Genomic DNA, 17,483 nt, shown 5'->3' with positions numbered 1-17,483 from the left:
CCGTGAACTCGCTCCTGCCGTTTCCATCCGTCGAACCTTTCGCGAGTTCTGGCCGGACACCAAAGGTCTGCGCCGGTTCTTCGCGTGTGGCGTGGTGTTCGCCGTCCTTGCGGCACTCTGCGAGGTCGCCGCGATCCGCCTGTTCGGGCACATCACGGACGACGTGCTCGCCACCCGCGATCTGGACGCCTTCTGGGCGCCCGCCTTCACCTGGCTCGGGCTCGCCGCCTTCGCCGGGCTGACGTCCTTCGTCGGGACGTACGCCACGGCCTACGGCGCGGAACGTTTCCTGCTCGCCCTGCGCGACCGCGTGTTCGCGCACATCCAGACCCTGTCGCCGGACTTCTCGGAGAACCGGCGGCTCGGTGACCTCATGGCCCGGCTGACCGACGACATCCAGGCCATCGAGGAACTGGTCGGCTCCGGCCTGGTCAAACTGTTCACCACCGCGGCCAGCGTGGTGTTCTTCGCCGGCGCCGCCTTCCTCATCCGCTGGGACCTCGCCCTCGTCACGATGGCGCTGATCCCGGCGTTCCTGGTCGTCTCGAAGCTGTTCGCGGCCAGGTTCAGGACGGCGGCGGCGCGCGAGCGGCTCAGCAACGGCGCCATGAACAGCGTGCTGGAGGAGGGCCTGGCCAACCAGGCGCTCGTCCAGGCCTACAACCGGCAGGGGGCCGAGTCCGGGCGCCTGCACGGCGAGGGCCGCCGCTGGCTGCGCGCCAACCTGTCCCAGGCCTGGCTGTCGGGGCTCTACCAGCCCGTCGTCCAGGTCATCGAGACGGTCTGCCTGATCGTCATCATCGGGTTCGGCGCCTGGGAGATCGTCTCCGGACGGCTCACCCTGGGCGGCCTGCTCGCCTTCGCCGCCTACCTGGCGATGCTCTACCCGGCCGTGCAGAGCCTGGGGGAGCTCGCGCTGACGGTGTCGGAGGCGGCGGCGGGATCCGACCGGGTGATCGAGGTCCTGCACGTCCGGCCCCTCGTCACCGACCCCGAGGGGGCGGTGGCGCTGCCCGGCCGGGCCGAGGGACGGGTGGAGTTCGACGGCGTCGGCTTCACCTATCCGGGACGCACCCGTCCCGCCGTGCGCGATGTGTCGTTCACCGCCGGGCCCGGCGAGCTCATCGTCTGCACCGGGCCCAGCGGGAGCGGCAAGTCGACGCTGGCCAAGCTGCTGCTGCGGTTCTACGACCCGGAACGCGGGCGCATCCTGCTCGACGGCCGTGACATCAGGGGCCTGACGCGGGAGTCGCTGCGTGCCAACGTGGCGATCCTGCACCAGGAGACGCTGCTGTTCTCGGGGTCCGTACGCGACAACATCGCCTACGGCCGGCCGGGCGCCTCGCTCGACGAGGTGATCAGGGCGGCCGAGGCGGCGGGCGTGCACGACTTCGTCAAGCTGCTGCCCCAGGGGTACGACACCCCGGTCGGGCAGCGGGGCCGGCTGCTGTCCGGCGGCCAGCGGCAGCGGATCGGGATCGCCAGGGCCATCCTGCGCGACGCGCCCGTCCTGGTGCTCGACGAGCCGATGACCGGGCTGGACGACGCCACCGTCGCCCAGGTCATGAAGCCGCTGCGGCGGCTGATGGCCGGGCGCACGACCATCCTCATCACCCACGACCTGCGTCACGTGCCGGAGGGCGCGCGAGCCGTGGAGCTGGAGCCGGTGCCCCGCGAGGAGCGCATCCGGCTCAAGCGCGTCGGCTCGTTCGGCCTCAGGCCGCGGCTGACGACGCCGCCCTGAGCGGCGGGTGCGACAGGTCCCACGCGGCCGCCCTTCCTGGCTCCGGCCAGGGCGGGCGGCCGCGCCACGCCGGGCTACCGCCCGGTAGAATCGGAGCCCTCCCTCCGCTTGCCGAAGGCAGGTTCCCCATGGGCGACCACAGCTCCGCCCGGCCGTTACGCGCCGACGCCCGCCGCAACCGCGAGCGGGTGCTGCAGATCGCGCAGGAGGCGCTGGCCGCCGACGGGCTGACCATCTCCCTCGACGAGATCGCCCGCCGCGCCGGGTTCGGGGTCGGCACCGTTCACCGGCACTTCCCCACCGAGGAGGCGCTGCTGGAGGCCGTGCTGCTGGGCCGGGCCGAACGTTTCGTGGCCGACGCCCGCGCGCTGGCCACCGCCGAGGACGCCGGGCGGGCCTTCTTCGGCTGGTTCTGCCGGGTCGCCGAGCAGGCCGCGGCCCACCAGGCGCTGTGCGACCTGCTGGACGGCGGCGCGGGGCCGGCGCCGCGGCCCGGCTCGGCGCTGGAGGCCGACCTGGCCGACGCGGTCGGGCGGCTGCTGGCCCGCGCGCAGCGCGCCGGGGCCGTGCGCCGCGACCTGTCCGCCGACGACGTCCGCGACCTGCTGCGCGGGGCCCTGGCGGCCGAACGCCACGCGCGGGCAGGGGCGCGGCCGGGCGGATGGCGGCCGTGATGTGCGACGGCATGCGCGCCACAGCCGACTGACCGGCCGCCCGTCCCGCCGCAGATCACGGCGGCCGGAGCCGACTGACCGACCGGTCAAGGGGGTGTCGTCATATGGCTACAGATCGTCACCCTCGGGGCAGTTTCTCCGTCGAATCCGGCGGACATCCCCAAGACGTAGGAAAGGGATCCCCCTTCAGGCCCATCGGGCCGGGGTCCGGTCAGCTCGGGAGGTAGCCCGTGTTCGCTCTCATCGCCGCCCTGTTCTTCCTGCTCGCCCTGATCTTCGACATCGCCGGCACCGCCGTCGGCAACGTGCTCACCGCGGGCACGCTCACCACGGCCGGGCTGCTGTGCGTCGCCCTCCACCTGCTGGGGGTCGGCGCGGGATGGTCGCCGCTCAAGCGGTGAGGGCAGGTCCACCGGGGGCCGCGCGAGGTTGTTCAGCGCGCGGCCCCTCGTCGTGCCCGCGGGCGCCCGGCGGCACGGCCCTCGCCGTACCCGCGGGTGCCCGGCCCGGTGGGTTTCAGGCCAGGGCGAAGCGGACCTCGCGGGTGGCCGGGTCGGCCTGCGTCAGGCGCACGGTGACCCGCTCGCCCAGCGGCAGGACGCCGTCGCAGCGGGCGATCACGGCCGGCTCGACGAGCTGCACCTGGCCGCCGCCGCGGCGCTCGTCCACGTCGATCACCATCGCCTCGAACGACTGGCCGATCCGCTCCCGCAGCAGGAACGCCTCCACCAGGTCCACGCAGGCCCGGTCGACCGCCCCCGCGCGACGGCCGGTCGCCGACATGATGTCGGGCAGCAGCGGCAGCGCGGCCCGTACCTCGGCGGGCACCGGCTCGCCCGCCGCGACCGCCAGGCACACCTCGGTCGCGTACCGGTCCACCAGACGCCGCAGCGGCGCCGTGACGTGCGCGTACGGCGCCGCCACCGCCGCGTGCTCGGCCAGCTTGGGCGGCGCGCCGTCGAAGGCCGCGTACCCGGCGCCGCGCAGCAGCACCTTCGACTCCTGCAGGAACGCCGCCTGCTGAGGGTTCTTCGGGTCGAGATCGTGCACGACCTCCCCGTAACCGGCGCCCTCGGGCCACGGCACGCCGAGCGCCTGCGCGACCCTGCGCACCTTGGCCAGGTCGTCCGGCTGCGCCGCGGGCAGCACGCGCAGGATGCCGACCTCGGCGTCCAGCATCATCGAGGCGGCGGCCATGCCGGTCAGCAGCGAGATCTGGGCGTTCCACGCCTCGGCGGGCAGCGGCACGCGGAACTCCAGCCGGTAGCCGCCGTCGGCGTCCCGGACGACCTCCTGCTCGGGCGTGGGCAGGGTCACGCCGCCGCGCGCCCGCTCCAGCCCCAGCCGCAGCGCGCCGATCTCGGCCAGCAGGCTCAGGGTGCCGTCGGCGGTGCCGGTGTCCACGGCCGCCTGCACGTAGGCGTAGTCGAGCCGTTCGCGGCTGCGCACCCGGGCGCGCTGCACGTCCGCGCCGACGATCCGGCCCTCGGCGTCGAGATCGACGCGCCAGACCGCGGCCGGACGGATCGCGCCCGGCAGCAGGCTCGCCGCCCCCTCCGACAGCACCTTGGGATGCAGCGGCACCCTGCCCACCGGCAGGTACACCGTCTCACCCCTGGTCCGGGCCTCGACGTCGATCGGGCCGCCCGGCCGGACGAAGGCCCCGACGTCGGCGATGGCGTACCAGACGCGGTAGCCGTCGCGCAGCCGTTCCAGGTGCAGGGCCTGGTCGAGGTCCATCGAGCCCGGCGGGTCGATGGTCACGAACGGCACGTCGGTCAGGTCTTTGGCGTCAAGCCTGGGCACCTGCGCCACCCAGTCGGCCTCGTCGAGCACGTCCTGGGGGAAGCCGGCGGGCAGCCGCTGCTCGCGCAGCACGCGGTCGAACCCGTCCTCCAGCCTGGCGGGGATCGGGCCAGGAACCTGAATCATCGACACGCCCACAACCTACTCAAGGCGGGCGTACCGTCACGACTGGGGCGTCAGGTGGGCGTCGAGGCCGGTGATCCGCAGCAGGCGCTTCATGTTGGGCGGGACGTTGGCCAGCCGCAGGCTGGTGTGCCCGCGGGCGGCCTGGTTGTGCAGGGAGACCAGGATGCCGAGCCCGGCCGCGTCGATGAAGGACAGGCCGCCCACCTCGATCACCACCGACATGTCCGGTCGCCGCGCCCGCCCGGCCTCCTCCAGCACGCCGAGCAGGTGGCCGCGGACGGCCTCGGTGGTGGCGATGTCGAGCTCGCCGCTCAGGGAGACGGTCACGGTCGTGTCGTGGCGGCTGGTGGTCAGGTGAAGAGAATCCATGTCGGCTCCCCGCTGTCGGTCCGGGCGGAGGAAGGTGGTGCTGACTACGGGGACCCGCCCCTGGCCGAAGGCGCCGGATGCGATGATCGTCACGCAGCGCTACGGTCTGTTTCCGAAGAGGAGTGTACATGCCCTCCTGTCCGGGCTCGCGGAGCAGGCCCCCTCCGTGCGAAGAGCCCGCGGGGACCGGCGCCACGGGCGTTGCGGGCGGGGGCGTACTGCCCGGTAACGTCTCGTTCCGCCTGATCTACTGACATAGAGGAGCGTGACGTGCCCCCCGTCATCCTTTCCGCCGCCGGCTCGGCCCTGGTGCTCGACGACTCCGGCCCCGGGCTGCCGCGGGTGCGGCACTACGGCGCCGACCTCGGGGCGGTCGCCGGGGCCGACCTGGCGCCCGCCCTGCTGTCGCTGGCCCCCGCGCCGGCGCTGCTGCCCGGTCAGGACGAGTCCTGGTTCGGCCGGCCGGGTCTGTCCGGTGACCGGGCCGGTGAGCACTGGCCGGTGCGCTGGAGCGCCGAGAGCGTCGAGACGGCGGCCGAGCCGGGCACGGGCGGCCGCGTCACCGTCGCCGCCGTGGACGCCGAGGCGGGGCTGCGGCTGCTCAGCGAGCTGGTGATGGACGCCTCCGGCGTCGTCATGATGCGGCACACGGTGACCAACACCGCCGCCTCGCCGTACCGGCTGCAGGGGTTGACGTGCGCGCTGCCGCTGCCCGCCAGGGCCGGGGAACTGCTGGACTTCACCGGACGGTGGGCGCTGGAGAAGGTGCCGCAGCGCAGGGAGTTCGGGCAGGGGGTGTGGTCGCGGGAGAGCCGCCGCGGCCGAACCGGGCACGACGCGACCGGCCTGCTCGTCGCCGGCACGCCCGGTTTCGGGTTCCGCTCCGGCGAGGTGTGGGCCGTGCACGCCGGCTGGAGCGGCGGCCACGTCCACTACGCCGAACGGCTCGTCGAGGGGCAGGCCGTGCTGGCCGCCGGCGAACTGCTCGAACCCGGCGAGATCACCCTCGCCCAGGACGGCGCCTACACCATCCCGTGGGTCTACTTCACCTGGTCCGGCAGCGGCCTGGACGAGGCCGCGGGTCGTCTGCACGACCACCTGCGCGCCGCCCGCCCGCTCCCGGTCCGCCCGGTCACCCTGAACAACTGGGAGGCCACCTACTTCGACCACGGCCTCGACCGGCTGCGCGAGCTGGCCGACAAGGCGGCCGCCGCCGGCGTCGAACGGTTCGTGCTCGACGACGGCTGGTTCCGCCACCGCCGCCACGACCGAGCCGGGCTCGGCGACTGGTACGTCGACGAGGACGTGTGGCCCGGCGGCCTGCACCCGCTGGCCGAGCACGTACGCGAGCTGGGCCTCCAGTTCGGCCTGTGGTTCGAGCCCGAGATGGTCAACCCCGACTCCGACCTGGCCCGCGCCCACCCCGACTGGATCCTCGCCCGCGCCGCCCGTCCGCCCGCGCTCTGGCGCAACCAGCAGGTGCTCGACCTGGCCCGGCCCGAGGTCTACGACTACCTCCTCGACCGCCTGGACACGCTGACCCGCGAGTACGCGCTGGACTACATCAAGTGGGACCACAACCGCGACCTGGCCGAGCCCGTCCACGACGGGACGCCCGGCGTGCACGCGCAGACGGCCGCGGTCTACCGGCTGATCGACGAGCTGCGCCGCCGCCACCCCGGGCTGGAGATCGAGTCGTGCTCATCGGGCGGCGCGCGCATCGACTACGGCGTCCTGGCCCGCACCGACCGCGTGTGGGCCTCCGACAGCAACGACGCCCTCGACCGGCAGGCCATCCAGCGCTGGACCGGGCTGCTGGTGCCGCCGGACCGCATGGGCTGCCACGTCGGCGCGCCCCACGACCACATCACCGGCCGCGCGCTGCCGCTCGCCTTCCGGGCGGCGACCGCGATGTTCGGCCACATGGGCGTGGAGTGGGACCTGACCTCGGCGAGTCCGCAGGAGCTGGAGGAGCTGGGCGTCTGGATCGCGCTGCACAAGCGGCTGCGGCCGGTGCTGCACGCGGGCCGGGTCGTGCGGGCCGACCATCCTGACCCCTCGACGCTGGTGCACGGGGTCGTGCTGCCCGAAAAGGCCGTGTTCGCCTGCGTCCAGCTCACCAGCCGCGTCACCGTCAGCCCGGAACCGTTGCGGCTGCCGGGGCTCGACCCGGCCGCGCTGTACGAGGTGCGCGCCGCGGGGCCGCTGCCGGAGGGCGCGGGGCTGCCGCAGTGGGTGTTCGCGCCGGCGCGGCTGCCGGGGGCGGCGCTGGCCGAGCTGGGGTTGCCGGGGCCCGCGCTGCGTCCGGCCTCGGCGCTGGTCTTCGAGGTCGAACGGGTGGCAGGGGGCCAGGGGCGGCAGAGCTAGCCGCTCGATCGCGGGGCCCAGCCGCCCGATTCCGTGGCATGAGGACCGCTCCCGGTCGCGCGGTGCTCAGGCCGGGGCCGGGTCCCGTGGGGGTGCTCGGTGGTGTGCTCAGCGGGGCAGTCGGCGCGGCCGGTGGCGGGGTCTGCGGGGCGGTCAGTGGGTGGCCGGGCGCCAGGGGGCGTCGGCGGGGGAGGGGCGCCAGGCCGCCCAGTCGATGCGCACCCGGTCCGGCCGGGCCGGGTCCACCTTCACGGGCAGCACCGCGCCCGGGACCACCAGGCCCATGGGGATGCGCGGCAGCGTCTGGCGGTGGGTGACCCGGTAGGCGGGGCCCTCGTGCGGCTGCACCACCAGCCCGAAGCTGACGACGGGCTGGTCGTTGACGGACATGTGGGTGTCGGCCATCGACTCCACCACGGCCTGCGCGGGAATCCCGGTCGCGAGGAGCCGCTGGCCGTTCCTCGCCATGATCAGGAACGGCACGCCGACCGCGGCCGTGAGCAGCGTCGTCCCGGCGGTGATCGCCACAGCCAGCAAGATTCCCGTGGTCACTGTGCTTCCCCAGTTCTGTCCTCCGCCCGGCGTCCGGGCGGCTCGTTCCGTCTGATCTCGAAGGACTTTCTAGCCGGGACGGCTTGACCGCCGCTTGATCGCCGGTTGCAAGATCCCGTCGCCGACCTGGTTTATTTCACAGGTAAAACACCTGGTAATCTTTTGGGGATGACCAGAGCCCTCCGATCCCGTGCCCGATCCCTGCCGTCCCCTGCTTCGCCGTCGCCGTCGCGGGAGCGTTCATTGCGGTCTGGGGTGGGGGCGTCGGCGGGGTGGCGGGCGCGGCTGCCCGTGCGTGCGGCGCTGCGGCTGGGGCCCGTCGGTGACATCTGGCACAAACCCGCCCTGAGCGCCGTCGTCGCCCTCGCCGTCCCGCTGCTCGCTCTCCTGTGGGCCGGACGGCTCGACCTCGTGCCCTACGCCGCCGCCGGCTCGATGTGCGCCCTGTACGGTCACGGCCTGCCGTACGCGGCCCGTGCCAGGGCGCTGGCCTGGGTGGTGGTGGGGATGACGTCCGGCACGGCGGTCGCGCTGGTCGTCTCGGCCCTCACCGGCTCGGTCGCCGTCCGGGTGGCGGTGGCCGCCCTGCTGGCCGGGCTGCACAAGGCGGTCTGCGACGCCACCCGGATCGGGCCGCCGGGGAACGTCGTGCTCACGTTCGTCGCCGCCGGCGCGGTGTTCGTCCCGCAGGAACTGGGCGACGTGCCGGCCCACGTCGGCCTCGGGCTGCTCGGCGGGCTCCTCGCCTGGACGGTCGGCATGGCCCCCGTCCTCCTCCGCCCCGACGGCCCCGAACGCATCGCCGTCGCCCGCGCCCTCGAATCCACCGCCCACCTCCTGCGTACAGCCCCCGGGCCCCGCGCCCTCCCCGAGCCCCGCGCCCTCCCGGAGACTCGCGCTCTCCCGGAGACTCGCGTTCTCCTGGAGGGACGCAGCGTCCTCAGCACCCGCAGCCTCCCCGGCGCCCGTGGCCTCGTCGATGGGCGTGCTCTCTCCGGCATCCGCGGCCTCTTCGAGGGGCGCGGTCTCGCCGAGACCTGCGACCTCTCGGAGGCCCGCGACTTCCCTGGGGTCCGCGACTTCCCTGAGGGGCGCGAGGCCGCCGCGGTCCACCAGGCGCGCCATGCCGCTGCGGCGGCGGTCAACGCCGCCTGGCAGACGCTGTTGCGCTCGGGCGTCCCCGCTCGGCGCCGTGACGCGCTGGCCCGGCTGCTGGTCCGCGCCGAGTCGGCTGCCGCTGGGATTGTCGGGGAGACCGGTCCGTGCGCTGCGAGGACTCCGGGCGTTCCGGGCCTTTCAGATGTTTCAAGCCTTCCCGGTGTTTCTGGCCCTCCTGGCCCTCATGGTGTTCCGGGTGTTCGAGGTGTGCCCGGTATTCCGGGGTTTCGGGTGGTTCGTGGGGCTCCGGCCGCTTCAGGTACGGTGCGGCGGGCCACCCCCGGAGAGCTCGCCCGCTGGGCTCGCGACCTGCGCAAAGGGCGCCCGCTGCCGTCCCCACGCGAGGTCGCGCTCCCTGCGGACGAGCAGGCCGAACTCGAAGGCGTCGCGGCTGGACGGGACGAGTCCGCGATGACCGGAGCGGACAGGCCGGGACGTGCGCCAGCGGCCGGCCGAGTGCGGCGTGCGGCAGCGGCCGCCGGGGTGCGGCGTGCGGCGGCGGTCGGCGGGGTGCGGCGTGCGGCAGCGGCCGCAGCTGTGCGGCGTGCGGCGGCGGTCGGCGGAGTGCGGCGTGCGGCGGCGGCTGGCCGAGTGCGGCGTGGGGCAGCGGGCGGCGGGGTGCGTGGATCGGGCGAGGTACTGCGGCGTGGGACAGGGGGTGGCGCCGTGCGGGTGGTGGGTGAGGTGGTGAGGCGGTGGCGGGTTGTCGGGATGGTGTTCGCCGGGGCCGCTGTGGCCGGGTGGGGGTCGATGGCGTTGGGGGTGGGCAGGCCGTACTGGGCGGTGGTGACGGCGGCGGCCGTGTTCGCGGCCAACACCACCCTCTCCTGGAGCCGCGCGATCCAGCGCGTCGTCGGCAACCTGCTGGGCGTCGGGCTGTTCACCCTGGTCGCCCCCGTGACCCGGCTCGGCGCGGTGGCGCTCGTCGTGGCCGTGCTGGCGTTGCAGTTCGCGACGGAGGCGGCCATCACGCGCAACTACTGGCTGGGCAGCGTCTTCGTCACGCCGATGGCCATCCTCATGGGGGAGTTCGCCGGGACGCGGCCGGTGGCCGAGCTCGTGGCCGATCGCTGGCTGGACACCTGTCTCGGCGCGGTGGCGGGGCTGCTGGCCTGCGTGCTGGTGCCGGACCGGAGGGCGGCCCGGCGCGTACGGGCGGGGCTCGTACGTCTGGAGCGGATGCTGGCCGGGACGCCGGAACCGGGGGAGCGGGACCGGCTCCGCGCGGCGCTGGTGGAGGTCCGCGAAGCGGCCGACGTCGCTTCGGGCGAGTGGTGGACCGGGGCGCTGCCCCATGAGCGCATCGCCGCCGCCGAGCGCGCCGGTCACCGCAGACTCGCCATCCTGTACGCCTGATCGTTCCACCCGCGGCCGGAGCGGCGCCGTCGGCGCGTACGATCGGAGCCACCGGAAGATCGGCACGATGAGAGGAACCAGCACGTGGAGGACGCCGTCGCGAAGGCATTGCGGCAATGGCGGCAGGTCCTTCCCGACGCCGACCTCGACACGATCGCCGTCATCGGCAGGCTCAACCGCTGCGCCGCGCTCCTGCAGCAGGCCGCCGACGCCCCGCTCGGGCGCGCCGGGGTGAGCCGTCCCGAGTACGACCTGCTGTGCGCCCTGCTCAGGGTCGGCGGCGAGCTGACGCCGGGCAGGCTGGCCCGCGAGACGTTCGCCTCGGGAGCGGCGGTGACCAAGCGGGTCAGGCGGCTGGAGGAGATCGGCCTGGTCGCCCGGCGGGTGGACGAGCGAGACCGGCGCGTCGCCCACCTCTCGCTGACCGGACGCGGCAGGGAGCTGATCCTGCGCCTGCTGCCCGAGCAGCTCGACTACGAGACCGAGCTGCTGGAAGGGCTTCCCCGCGACCGCGAACGCCAGCTCGCCGACCTGCTGGCCGAACTGCTGCTCGTCCTGGAGGGCCGCCTCGGCGGCCTGCTCGGCTGAGCCCCCGCCACCTCCGCACGCCCGCCTCCGCATGGCGGGCCCGCCGACGGCGGCCCCGGGAGGGGGCCGGGGAGTGTGGGCCGGGAGCGCGGCCCCAAGGAGCGCGGCCCCAAGGAGTGCGGCCCCAAGGAGTGCGGCTCGGGTGTGCGGTTCGGGTGGCGGACGGATGGAGGAGGCGGGGAGCGGGGTTAGGGTGGCCGCGTGCATATCGACGAATGGCTGCAAGCGATCCCCGCCGCCTGGTTGTGCGCGATGGTCGCGCTCGTGATCGGCCTGGAGAGCCTCGGCATCCCGCTGCCCGGCGAGATCGTGCTGGTCAGCGCCGCCATTCTGTCCGCCAAGGGCGTGGTCAGCCCGGTCGCCGTCGGCGTGTGCGCGAGCGCGGGGGCGATCGTGGGCGACTCCGCCGGCTACGCCATCGGGCGCAAGGGCGGCCGCCGGCTGTTCGAACGGCTGGGCCGCCGCTTCCCCCGCCACTTCGGCCCCCGTCACGTCGCCAAGGCCGAGGACTACTTCCACCGGTACGGCGTCTGGGCCGTGTTCGTCGGCCGCTTCATCGCGCTGCTGCGCATCCTGGCCGGGCCGCTGGCGGGGGCGCTGCGCATGCCGTACTGGCGGTTCGCCGTGGCGAACGTGCTGGGCGGCATCGTGTGGGCGGGCGGCACCACCGCGGTGATCTACTATCTCGGCATGGTGGCCGAGAAGTGGCTGAAGGGCTTCTCCTGGGTCGGGCTCGGGGTGGCCGTGCTGTTCGGCATCGGCACCACGCTCTACCTCAAGCGCCGCGCGGCCTCAGCGCTCGATGAGGGTGACCTCGAGGGAGTAGTGCGAGGCCCGATAGACGTGTGAGCCGTGCTCGACGGCCCGGCCCTGGTCGTCGTACGTCGTTCTGATCATGGTGAGCAGCGGCGCGCCGCGGCGCTCGTCGAGCAGCTTGGCCTCGATCTGGCCGGCGGCGCGGGCCCCGATGCGCTGGTTGGCCACCCGCATGCGCACGCCCGCGCCGCGCAGCAGCTCGTACAGTCCGCGGCCCTCCAGGTCGGCCGCCGAGAGCGGGGCCAGGCCCAGCGGCAGCCAGTTGTGCAGCACGGCGAGCGGCTCGCCGGCGGCGAAGCGCAGGCGTTCGAGGTAGAGGATCTCGGTGCCGGGCTCGACGCCCAGGATGGCCGCCTTGTCCTCCTCGACCGGGCGCGGCTCCAGCGCGAGCACCTGCGTGGCCGGCTCCTGGCCCGAGCGGCGCAGGTCGTCGTAGAGGCTGGTCAGCTCGACCGAGCGCTTGACCTGGCCGTGCACCACCTGCGTGCCGACGCCGCGCTTGCGCACCAGCAGGCCCTTGTCCACGAGGTATTGGATCGCCTGGCGGATCGTCGGCCTGGACAGGCCGAGCTTGTCGGCGAGCAGGATCTCGTTGTCCAGCCGGGAGCCGGGCGCCAGGTCGCCGCGCCGGATCGCCTCGGCGATCTGCTCGGCCACCTGGAAGTAGAGCGGCACAGGGCTGGATCGGTCCAGGTCGATGGCCAGGTTCGGGGTCATGCTGATCAGCCTAACCGAGGTCAGAATGTCAAGACAAATAGCGAGTGGCGAGCAGCGCGGGCAGCCCGGCGAGCGAGGTGAGGCGGGGGAACCCGGCCGGCGCCGCCTCGACTCCCAGCCGGTCGAGCCACACCGAGGGCATGCCGGCCGCCGCCGGGCCGCGTACGTCGTTGTCGAGGTCGTCGCCCACCAGGAGCACCTGCTCGGGCGGCAGGCCGAGGGCCCGCGCGGCGGCGGCGTAGCAGGCGGCGGACGGCTTGAAGTGCCCGCCCAGGCACTCGCCGGTCAGCACCGGGCCCACGTCGAGGCCGAGCGCCTGGATCTTGGCCTCCTGCACGCCCTGTGACCCGTTGGTCAGGACGCCCAGCGTGTAGCCGCGCAGCCCGGCCAGCGCCGGGGCCACGTCGGGGTAGGCGGCCCAGCCGCGCCGGTAGTGGTCGGTGTAGCCGGCGAAGGCGGCCTCCAGGTCGGCCGGCGCCTCCACGGACAGCTCCCGGCACAGGGCGCGCACCCGGCGGCGGCGCTGCTCCTGCCAGGAGCACTCGCCGGCCTGCCAGGCGGCCAGGTGGGGAATCTCCAGCGCCGCCCACAGCGAGGCGACCTCGGGCAGGCGGGGATGGCCGGGGGCCAGCTCCGACGCCCACGCGGTGATCGCGGCGTCGGCCGCGCCGCGATGGTCGAGCAGAGTGCCGTCGAGGTCGAACAGGATGCCCTTGATGCTGCCGCTCACCCGGCGAGCATATCGGCGGCGACCCGGGCGGCCGTCTCGCGCGGCGGGTAGCCCAGGGTGAGGCCGCGCACCGAGCGCGGCGCGGCGGCGAAGCGCGCCTCGGCGTCCTCGCCCAGCACGTAGGCCAGGGCGGGGGACAGGCCGCGATGCGACTCCAGCGCCGCCACCTCGGCCGCGGCCCGGCCGGGGGGCAGGGCCTCGTGGTAGTCGGCGATCAGGGAGTCGAGGTCGAAGAGCCGCTCGTAGGGCTCGGTGGTGCCGGCCACGACCCGGACGGCCGCGCCTTCGGCGCGCGCCCGGTAGACCAGGCCGGTGCCGCCGCTCTTGGCGAACCAGCGCAGCGCCTCCTCGGCGGGCAGGGTGAAGGTGCCGTACGGCTTGCGCCCGTACAGCAGGGCCTCGGCGATCCAGCGGTCGCACCAGTGCTCGTCGCGGTACGGCGTCGGCGACCCCGGGTCGCAGCTCAGGCCCTGGGCCAGCACCGGGTTCCAGGCCGAGACCAGCGGGCTGCTGAAGCGCGGCATGCGGGGGCCCAGGCAGCGGCTCAGCGCGTAGCCGTACCAGACGGTGACGACCTCGGTGCGCCGCTTGGGACGCCTGCGCTCGTAGGCGCCGTTCATCACCTGGCCGTCGGGGTGGCGCCAGGGGCCGGGTTCGGTGGCCTGGTCTGTGGGGACCCGGGGGGTGCGGTAGTCGGGATTGAGCGTCCACACGTCCGCCACAGTGTCGGCTCCTTCGGCGTCGGGGTCGCGGCAAGACCATCAGAGTGACTCATCGTGCAACACCCGTCACGGTGAATCAATGAACCGGGGGTGAACGATGATGTTTGTCATCAGTGGTGCTTGCGGTACTCGCCCGCCTGCCGGATGTGGTCGATCATGACGCGCTCCGCGGCGTCGGCGTCGCCCGCCTCCAGCGCGGCCAGCAGCCGCTCGTGCGCCTGGAGCTGCCGCCCGACCTGCTCCGGGTCGAGCCACAGCGACGCCTCGGCGGGCACCGGGACGCCGTTGCGCACCGACCTGGCGTGGGCGCCGAGGAAGGCCGGGCCGCCGATGTCGACGATGCGCAGGTGGAAGCGGCTGCTCTGGTCGGCCAGCCGGTCGTGCCTGCCCTGCTCGGCGTCGGCGGCCATCTCGCGGTGCAGGTCGCGCAGCCCGGCGAGGTCGTCGGCGGTGATCCGGGCGGCGGCCAGCCGCGCCCCCAGGCCCTCGACGACCGCGCGCAGCCCGTAGTACTCGGCCAGGGCGTCGTCGCCGAGATCGATGACGGTCGCGCCGTGGTGGGCCTCGTAGCTGATCAGCCGGTCCTTCTCCAGCCGGCGCAGCGCCTCGCGCACGGGGGTGACCGAGACGCCGAGCCGCCGGGCGACGGCCCCGGCGCGCAGGGCGGTGCCGCCCGGGATGCGGCCGCCGCGGATCTCGTCCAGCAGCACGCTGTAGACGTAGTCGGCCTTGCTCATGGGCGGCGTGGGCTCGCTGGCTGTCATGTCCCCAGTCTCTCGCACGGCCGGTCGCGGCTATAAATTATTTCTTATAACTTACAAACTATGACTAGTCTGGCCGACCTGCGGGTCATCGACGCGGCGACGCTGTTCGCCGGCCCCTCCGCCGCGATGATGCTCGGCGACTTCGGCGCCGACGTGATCAAGATCGAGCACCCGCGCCGCGGCGACCCCTCGCGCGGCCACGGCGCCTCGGTGGACGGCGTCGGCCTGTGGTGGAAGTCGTTGTCCCGCAACAAGCGCACCGCCGCCGTCGACCTCTCCCGCGCCGAGGGCCAGGAGATCCTGCGCCGCCTGGCCGAGCGCTCCGACGTGCTGATCGAGAACTTCCGTCCCGGCACCCTGGAACGCTGGAACCTGGCCCCCGAGGACCTGCTCAAGGCCAACCCGCGGCTGATCGTGGCCCGGATGACCGGCTTCGGGCAGATCGGCCCGATGGCCGGGCAGCCGGGGTTCGGGACGCTGGCCGAGGCCATGAGCGGGTTCGCGGCCATGACCGGCGAGCCGGACGGCCCCCCGACCCTGCCGCCGCTGGCCCTGGCCGACGGCATCGCCGGCCTGGCCATGTCGTACGCGATCATGGTGGCCCTGCACGCCCGCGCGGCGACCGGCCGCGGGCAGGTGATCGACCTGGCCATCATCGAGCCGATCCTGGGCCTGCTCGGGCCGCAGATGACCGCCTACAAGGCGCTCGGGGTGGTGCCGCGGCGCACCGGCAACCGGTCCAGCAGCAACGCCCCGCGCAACACCTACCGCACCCGCGACGGCCGCTGGGTGGCGATCTCCACCAGCGCCCAGCCCATCGCCGAGCGGGTCGTCACCCTCGTCGGGCGGCCGGACCTGGTCGAGCAGCCCTGGTTCGCCAGCGGTCACGGCCGCGTCCAGCACGTGGACGAGCTGGACGAGGCGGTCGCCACCTGGATCGCCGCCCGCGACGCCGACGAGGTGATCGCCCGCTTCGAGGAGGCCCAGGCCGCCGTCGCCCCCATCTACGACGTCACCGACCTGGCGACCGACCCGCAGTACGCCGCGCTCGGCACGTTCGTCGAGCTGCCGGACCCGGAGCTGGGCACGGTCACCCTGCAGAACGTGCTGTTCCGCCTGTCGGAGACGCCCGGCGAGATCCGCTGGCCCGGCCGCCCGCTCGGCCACGACACCGACGAGGTGCTCGGCGAGCTGGACTACCCGGCCGAGACCGTCGCGGCCCTGCGCGAGGCCGGGGTGATCGCGTGAACGCCCCCGTCACCTGGCTGTACGTGCCCGGCGACCGTCCCGAGCGCTTCGCCAAGGCCGCCGCCTCGGGGGCCGACGTCGTCATCATCGACCTGGAGGACGCGGTCGCGCCCGCCGCCAAGGACGCCGCCCGCGCCCACGCCGTCGCCTACCTGCGCGGGCCCAGGCAGGCCGGGCCGCGCCTCCACGTCCGGGTGAACGACGTGACGACCGCGCGCGGCCTGGACGACCTGGCGGCCGTGGGCGAGCTGGCCGACGCCGTACGGCTGCCCAAGGTCGAGTCGGCCGCCGCCCTGGACGCCCTGCCCGGCACGGCCCCCCTGTACGCGCTGCTGGAGTCGGCGGCCGGGATCGTCGAGGCCCGCGCCGTGGCCGCGCACCCGCGGGTGGCCGGCGTGGCGCTGGGCGAGCAGGACCTGGCCGCCGAGCTGTCCCTCACCGACGAGACCGCCATGAACCACCTCAGGCTGCAGGTCGTCCTGGCCGCCGCGGCCGCGGGCCTGCCGCCGGTGCCCATGTCGGTCTACCCCGACATCAAGGACGAGGACGGGCTCCTCGCCTCCTGCCGGGCCGGCCGCGCGCTCGGCCTGTTCGGCAGGACCGCCATCCATCCCGCGCAGCTCCCGGCCATCCGGCGGGCCTTCCGTCCCACCGGGGAGGAGACGGCCAGGGCCGCCGAGATCGTCGAGGCGGCCGAGCGGGCGGGCACGGGCGCGGGGGCGGGGGCGGTGGCCCTGCCCGACGGCCGCTTCGTGGACGCCCCGGTCCTCGCCAGGGCCCGCCGCGTGCTGGACCTGGCCCGCCGGCTCGCCCCCGCGGACCGGCCAGGCCCCGGTTAACGGGAGGGGTACCAGCGGACCTGCAGCTCCTCGTCCGCCGGGGCCGGGCCGGGCAGGTCACGGTGGGCGGGCGGCACCCGCAGCGAGTCCATCATCAGCGTCAGGTAGCGGTGGCGGAGCTGGGAGGTGCGCTCCTCGTCACCGAGCTTGATCGAGGCGATCTGCTCGAACAGCAGCGCGATGTCGGCCACCGTGACGTCGGCCCGCAGCACGCCCGCCTCGACCGCCCGGCGGTGCAGCCGGGTGGCCAGGTCGCCGGCGCGGACGGCGTCGTGGTAGAGCTCCTCCGTCGGCTGGAAGGTGCCGGCCAGCTTGATCGTCAGGGAGTTGGTGTCGGCGTCCACGATGCCGCGCAGGTAGGAGGCGAACGCCTCCCAGGGGTCGCCCTCGTCGTCCATCGCGCGCTGGGCCACGGCGGCGTAGAGCTTCAGCCCGTCGCCGCACAACTTCTGCAGCAACGCCTCCTTGCTGGGGTAGCGCCGGTAGAGCGCGCTGATCCCGACACCCGCCTTCTCGGCCACGGCCGCGATGGGGGCGCCCGGATCGGCGGTGAAGACCGCCCTGGCCGCCTGGAGGATCAGCTCGTCGTTGCGGGCGGCCTGCGCCTTGCGGCCGCTCATGGGTGCGCTGGTCATGCCTCCAGCATACGGGAACGAAAGATTCCGTTCTACTTCCGGTGAAGATCGAAGCGCTGGTCCGTATGTCTATACAAAGAGATCACATTGCGGTAGAACCAGGCTAGCCCGTTGGTCTTGGAGGTATCCGATGAGACGTACCCCGATCGTGCTGGCGCTGGCCGGCGTACTCGCCCTGACCAGCTGTTCCTCCTCCGCCGAGCCGGGCGCGCAGAGCGCCGCGCCCGGCTCGGCCGCCGCCCCGGCGGCCGGCGGCCGCTCGGAATAGCACA

General features: G+C 74.2%; 18 protein-coding genes. 10 read left to right on the top strand and 8 right to left on the bottom strand.

Going from position 1 to position 17,483, the window contains the following annotated elements:
• The first annotated feature begins 94 nt into the window (after window positions 1–94).
• From ACWEJ6_RS47980 to ACWEJ6_RS47970, 3 genes are all read left to right on the top strand, one after another.
• A complete protein-coding gene (locus ACWEJ6_RS47980) occupies window positions 95–1,744 on the top strand; it encodes an ABC transporter ATP-binding protein (RefSeq protein WP_358299054.1) in 1,650 nt (549 codons plus the stop codon).
• Between the two features lie 128 nt (window positions 1,745–1,872).
• A complete protein-coding gene (locus ACWEJ6_RS47975; protein WP_452432055.1) occupies window positions 1,873–2,418 on the top strand; it encodes a TetR/AcrR family transcriptional regulator in 546 nt (181 codons plus the stop codon).
• Between the two features lie 230 nt (window positions 2,419–2,648).
• Entirely contained in the window at window positions 2,649–2,819 is a 171-nt protein-coding gene (locus tag ACWEJ6_RS47970; RefSeq protein WP_352331507.1) for a hypothetical protein, read from the top strand.
• A 115-nt stretch (window positions 2,820–2,934) separates the two neighbouring features.
• Here the strand turns inward: ACWEJ6_RS47970 and ACWEJ6_RS47965 are convergent, their stop codons facing one another.
• Window positions 2,935–4,350 (bottom strand): RNB domain-containing ribonuclease, encoded by a 1,416-nt coding sequence (locus tag ACWEJ6_RS47965; protein WP_452432063.1) that lies wholly within the window; start codon window positions 4,348–4,350, stop codon window positions 2,935–2,937.
• A 36-nt stretch (window positions 4,351–4,386) separates the two neighbouring features.
• On the bottom strand, window positions 4,387–4,719 hold the full coding sequence (locus tag ACWEJ6_RS47960; protein WP_352324744.1) for an STAS domain-containing protein: 333 nt from the start codon (window positions 4,717–4,719) through the stop codon (window positions 4,387–4,389).
• Window positions 4,720–4,989: 270 nt separating this feature from the next.
• On the opposite strand from ACWEJ6_RS47960, the gene ACWEJ6_RS47955 reads away from it, so the two are divergent.
• Window positions 4,990–7,086, top strand: coding sequence for an alpha-galactosidase (locus tag ACWEJ6_RS47955; protein ID WP_452432053.1), 2,097 nt, complete (start codon window positions 4,990–4,992; stop codon window positions 7,084–7,086).
• Between the two features lie 153 nt (window positions 7,087–7,239).
• Here the strand turns inward: ACWEJ6_RS47955 and ACWEJ6_RS47950 are convergent, their stop codons facing one another.
• Window positions 7,240–7,638 carry a hypothetical protein gene (locus ACWEJ6_RS47950; protein ID WP_452432051.1) on the bottom strand — a complete coding sequence of 133 codons (399 nt, stop codon included), beginning with the start codon at window positions 7,636–7,638 and terminating at the stop codon, window positions 7,240–7,242.
• A 243-nt stretch (window positions 7,639–7,881) separates the two neighbouring features.
• Between ACWEJ6_RS47950 and ACWEJ6_RS47945 the strand changes: the two genes are divergently transcribed.
• From ACWEJ6_RS47945 to ACWEJ6_RS47935, 3 genes are all read left to right on the top strand, one after another.
• Window positions 7,882–10,152 carry an FUSC family protein gene (locus ACWEJ6_RS47945; RefSeq protein WP_452432049.1) on the top strand — a complete coding sequence of 757 codons (2,271 nt, stop codon included), beginning with the start codon at window positions 7,882–7,884 and terminating at the stop codon, window positions 10,150–10,152.
• An 84-nt stretch (window positions 10,153–10,236) separates the two neighbouring features.
• Window positions 10,237–10,740 (top strand): MarR family winged helix-turn-helix transcriptional regulator, encoded by a 504-nt coding sequence (locus tag ACWEJ6_RS47940; protein ID WP_352364113.1) that lies wholly within the window; start codon window positions 10,237–10,239, stop codon window positions 10,738–10,740.
• Between the two features lie 201 nt (window positions 10,741–10,941).
• Window positions 10,942–11,589: a DedA family protein gene (locus ACWEJ6_RS47935; protein ID WP_357977400.1), complete on the top strand. Its 648-nt coding sequence runs from the start codon at window positions 10,942–10,944 to the stop codon at window positions 11,587–11,589.
• Here the strand turns inward: ACWEJ6_RS47935 and ACWEJ6_RS47930 are convergent.
• The 4 genes from ACWEJ6_RS47930 to ACWEJ6_RS47915 form a co-directional block, all read right to left on the bottom strand.
• A complete protein-coding gene (locus ACWEJ6_RS47930; RefSeq protein WP_358299066.1) occupies window positions 11,533–12,273 on the bottom strand; it encodes a GntR family transcriptional regulator in 741 nt (246 codons plus the stop codon). The genes ACWEJ6_RS47935 and ACWEJ6_RS47930 overlap by 57 nt on opposite strands.
• 28 nt (window positions 12,274–12,301) lie before the next feature.
• Window positions 12,302–13,003, bottom strand: a complete 702-nt coding sequence (locus ACWEJ6_RS47925) for an HAD family hydrolase (RefSeq protein ID WP_452432046.1) — start codon at window positions 13,001–13,003, stop codon at window positions 12,302–12,304.
• Entirely contained in the window at window positions 13,000–13,725 is a 726-nt protein-coding gene (locus ACWEJ6_RS47920) for a hypothetical protein (RefSeq protein ID WP_358299070.1), read from the bottom strand. Before ACWEJ6_RS47920 ends, ACWEJ6_RS47925 begins: the two co-directional genes overlap by 4 nt.
• Window positions 13,726–13,835: 110 nt before the next feature.
• Window positions 13,836–14,489, bottom strand: coding sequence for a GntR family transcriptional regulator (locus tag ACWEJ6_RS47915; RefSeq protein ID WP_352364123.1), 654 nt, complete (start codon window positions 14,487–14,489; stop codon window positions 13,836–13,838).
• A 60-nt stretch (window positions 14,490–14,549) separates the two neighbouring features.
• Between ACWEJ6_RS47915 and ACWEJ6_RS47910 the strand changes: the two genes are divergently transcribed.
• Together ACWEJ6_RS47910 and ACWEJ6_RS47905 are read left to right on the top strand one after the other, a co-directional pair.
• Entirely contained in the window at window positions 14,550–15,737 is a 1,188-nt protein-coding gene (locus ACWEJ6_RS47910; protein ID WP_387680298.1) for a CaiB/BaiF CoA transferase family protein, read from the top strand.
• The gene (locus ACWEJ6_RS47905) at window positions 15,734–16,576 is read left to right on the top strand and encodes an HpcH/HpaI aldolase/citrate lyase family protein (protein ID WP_452432044.1); all 843 of its coding nucleotides are present in this window, start codon (window positions 15,734–15,736) and stop codon (window positions 16,574–16,576) included. The genes ACWEJ6_RS47910 and ACWEJ6_RS47905 overlap by 4 nt, the downstream gene beginning before the upstream one ends.
• Here the strand turns inward: ACWEJ6_RS47905 and ACWEJ6_RS47900 are convergent.
• The gene (locus ACWEJ6_RS47900; protein ID WP_352364129.1) at window positions 16,573–17,211 is read right to left on the bottom strand and encodes a TetR/AcrR family transcriptional regulator; all 639 of its coding nucleotides are present in this window, start codon (window positions 17,209–17,211) and stop codon (window positions 16,573–16,575) included. The two genes, ACWEJ6_RS47905 and ACWEJ6_RS47900, sit on opposite strands and share 4 nt — an antisense overlap.
• Window positions 17,212–17,341: 130 nt before the next feature.
• On the opposite strand from ACWEJ6_RS47900, the gene ACWEJ6_RS47895 reads away from it, so the two are divergent.
• A complete protein-coding gene (locus tag ACWEJ6_RS47895) occupies window positions 17,342–17,479 on the top strand; it encodes a hypothetical protein (protein WP_452432042.1) in 138 nt (45 codons plus the stop codon).
• Window positions 17,480–17,483: the final 4 nt, after the last annotated feature.

The sequence above is a fragment of the Nonomuraea sp. NPDC004702 genome (genome assembly GCF_053601695.1).
The sequence above is the reverse complement of the archived record's forward strand: the minus strand, read 5'-3'. Positions and strand labels throughout refer to the sequence as shown.

What these genes read in the sequence shown, in the direction of transcription:
- ACWEJ6_RS47900 (WP_352364129.1), bottom strand. Translation starts at nt 17,211, where the DNA reads ATGACCAGCGCACCCATGAGCGGCCGCAAGGCGCAGGCCGCCCGCAAC.
- ACWEJ6_RS47975 (WP_452432055.1), top strand. Translation starts at nt 1,873, where the DNA reads ATGGGCGACCACAGCTCCGCCCGGCCGTTACGCGCCGACGCCCGCCGC.
- ACWEJ6_RS47930 (WP_358299066.1), bottom strand. Translation starts at nt 12,273, where the DNA reads ATGACCCCGAACCTGGCCATCGACCTGGACCGATCCAGCCCTGTGCCG.
- ACWEJ6_RS47895 (WP_452432042.1), top strand. Translation starts at nt 17,342, where the DNA reads ATGAGACGTACCCCGATCGTGCTGGCGCTGGCCGGCGTACTCGCCCTG.
- ACWEJ6_RS47910 (WP_387680298.1), top strand. Translation starts at nt 14,550, where the DNA reads ATGACTAGTCTGGCCGACCTGCGGGTCATCGACGCGGCGACGCTGTTC.
- ACWEJ6_RS47965 (WP_452432063.1), bottom strand. Translation starts at nt 4,350, where the DNA reads ATGATTCAGGTTCCTGGCCCGATCCCCGCCAGGCTGGAGGACGGGTTC.
- ACWEJ6_RS47960 (WP_352324744.1), bottom strand. Translation starts at nt 4,719, where the DNA reads ATGGATTCTCTTCACCTGACCACCAGCCGCCACGACACGACCGTGACC.
- ACWEJ6_RS47915 (WP_352364123.1), bottom strand. Translation starts at nt 14,489, where the DNA reads ATGACAGCCAGCGAGCCCACGCCGCCCATGAGCAAGGCCGACTACGTC.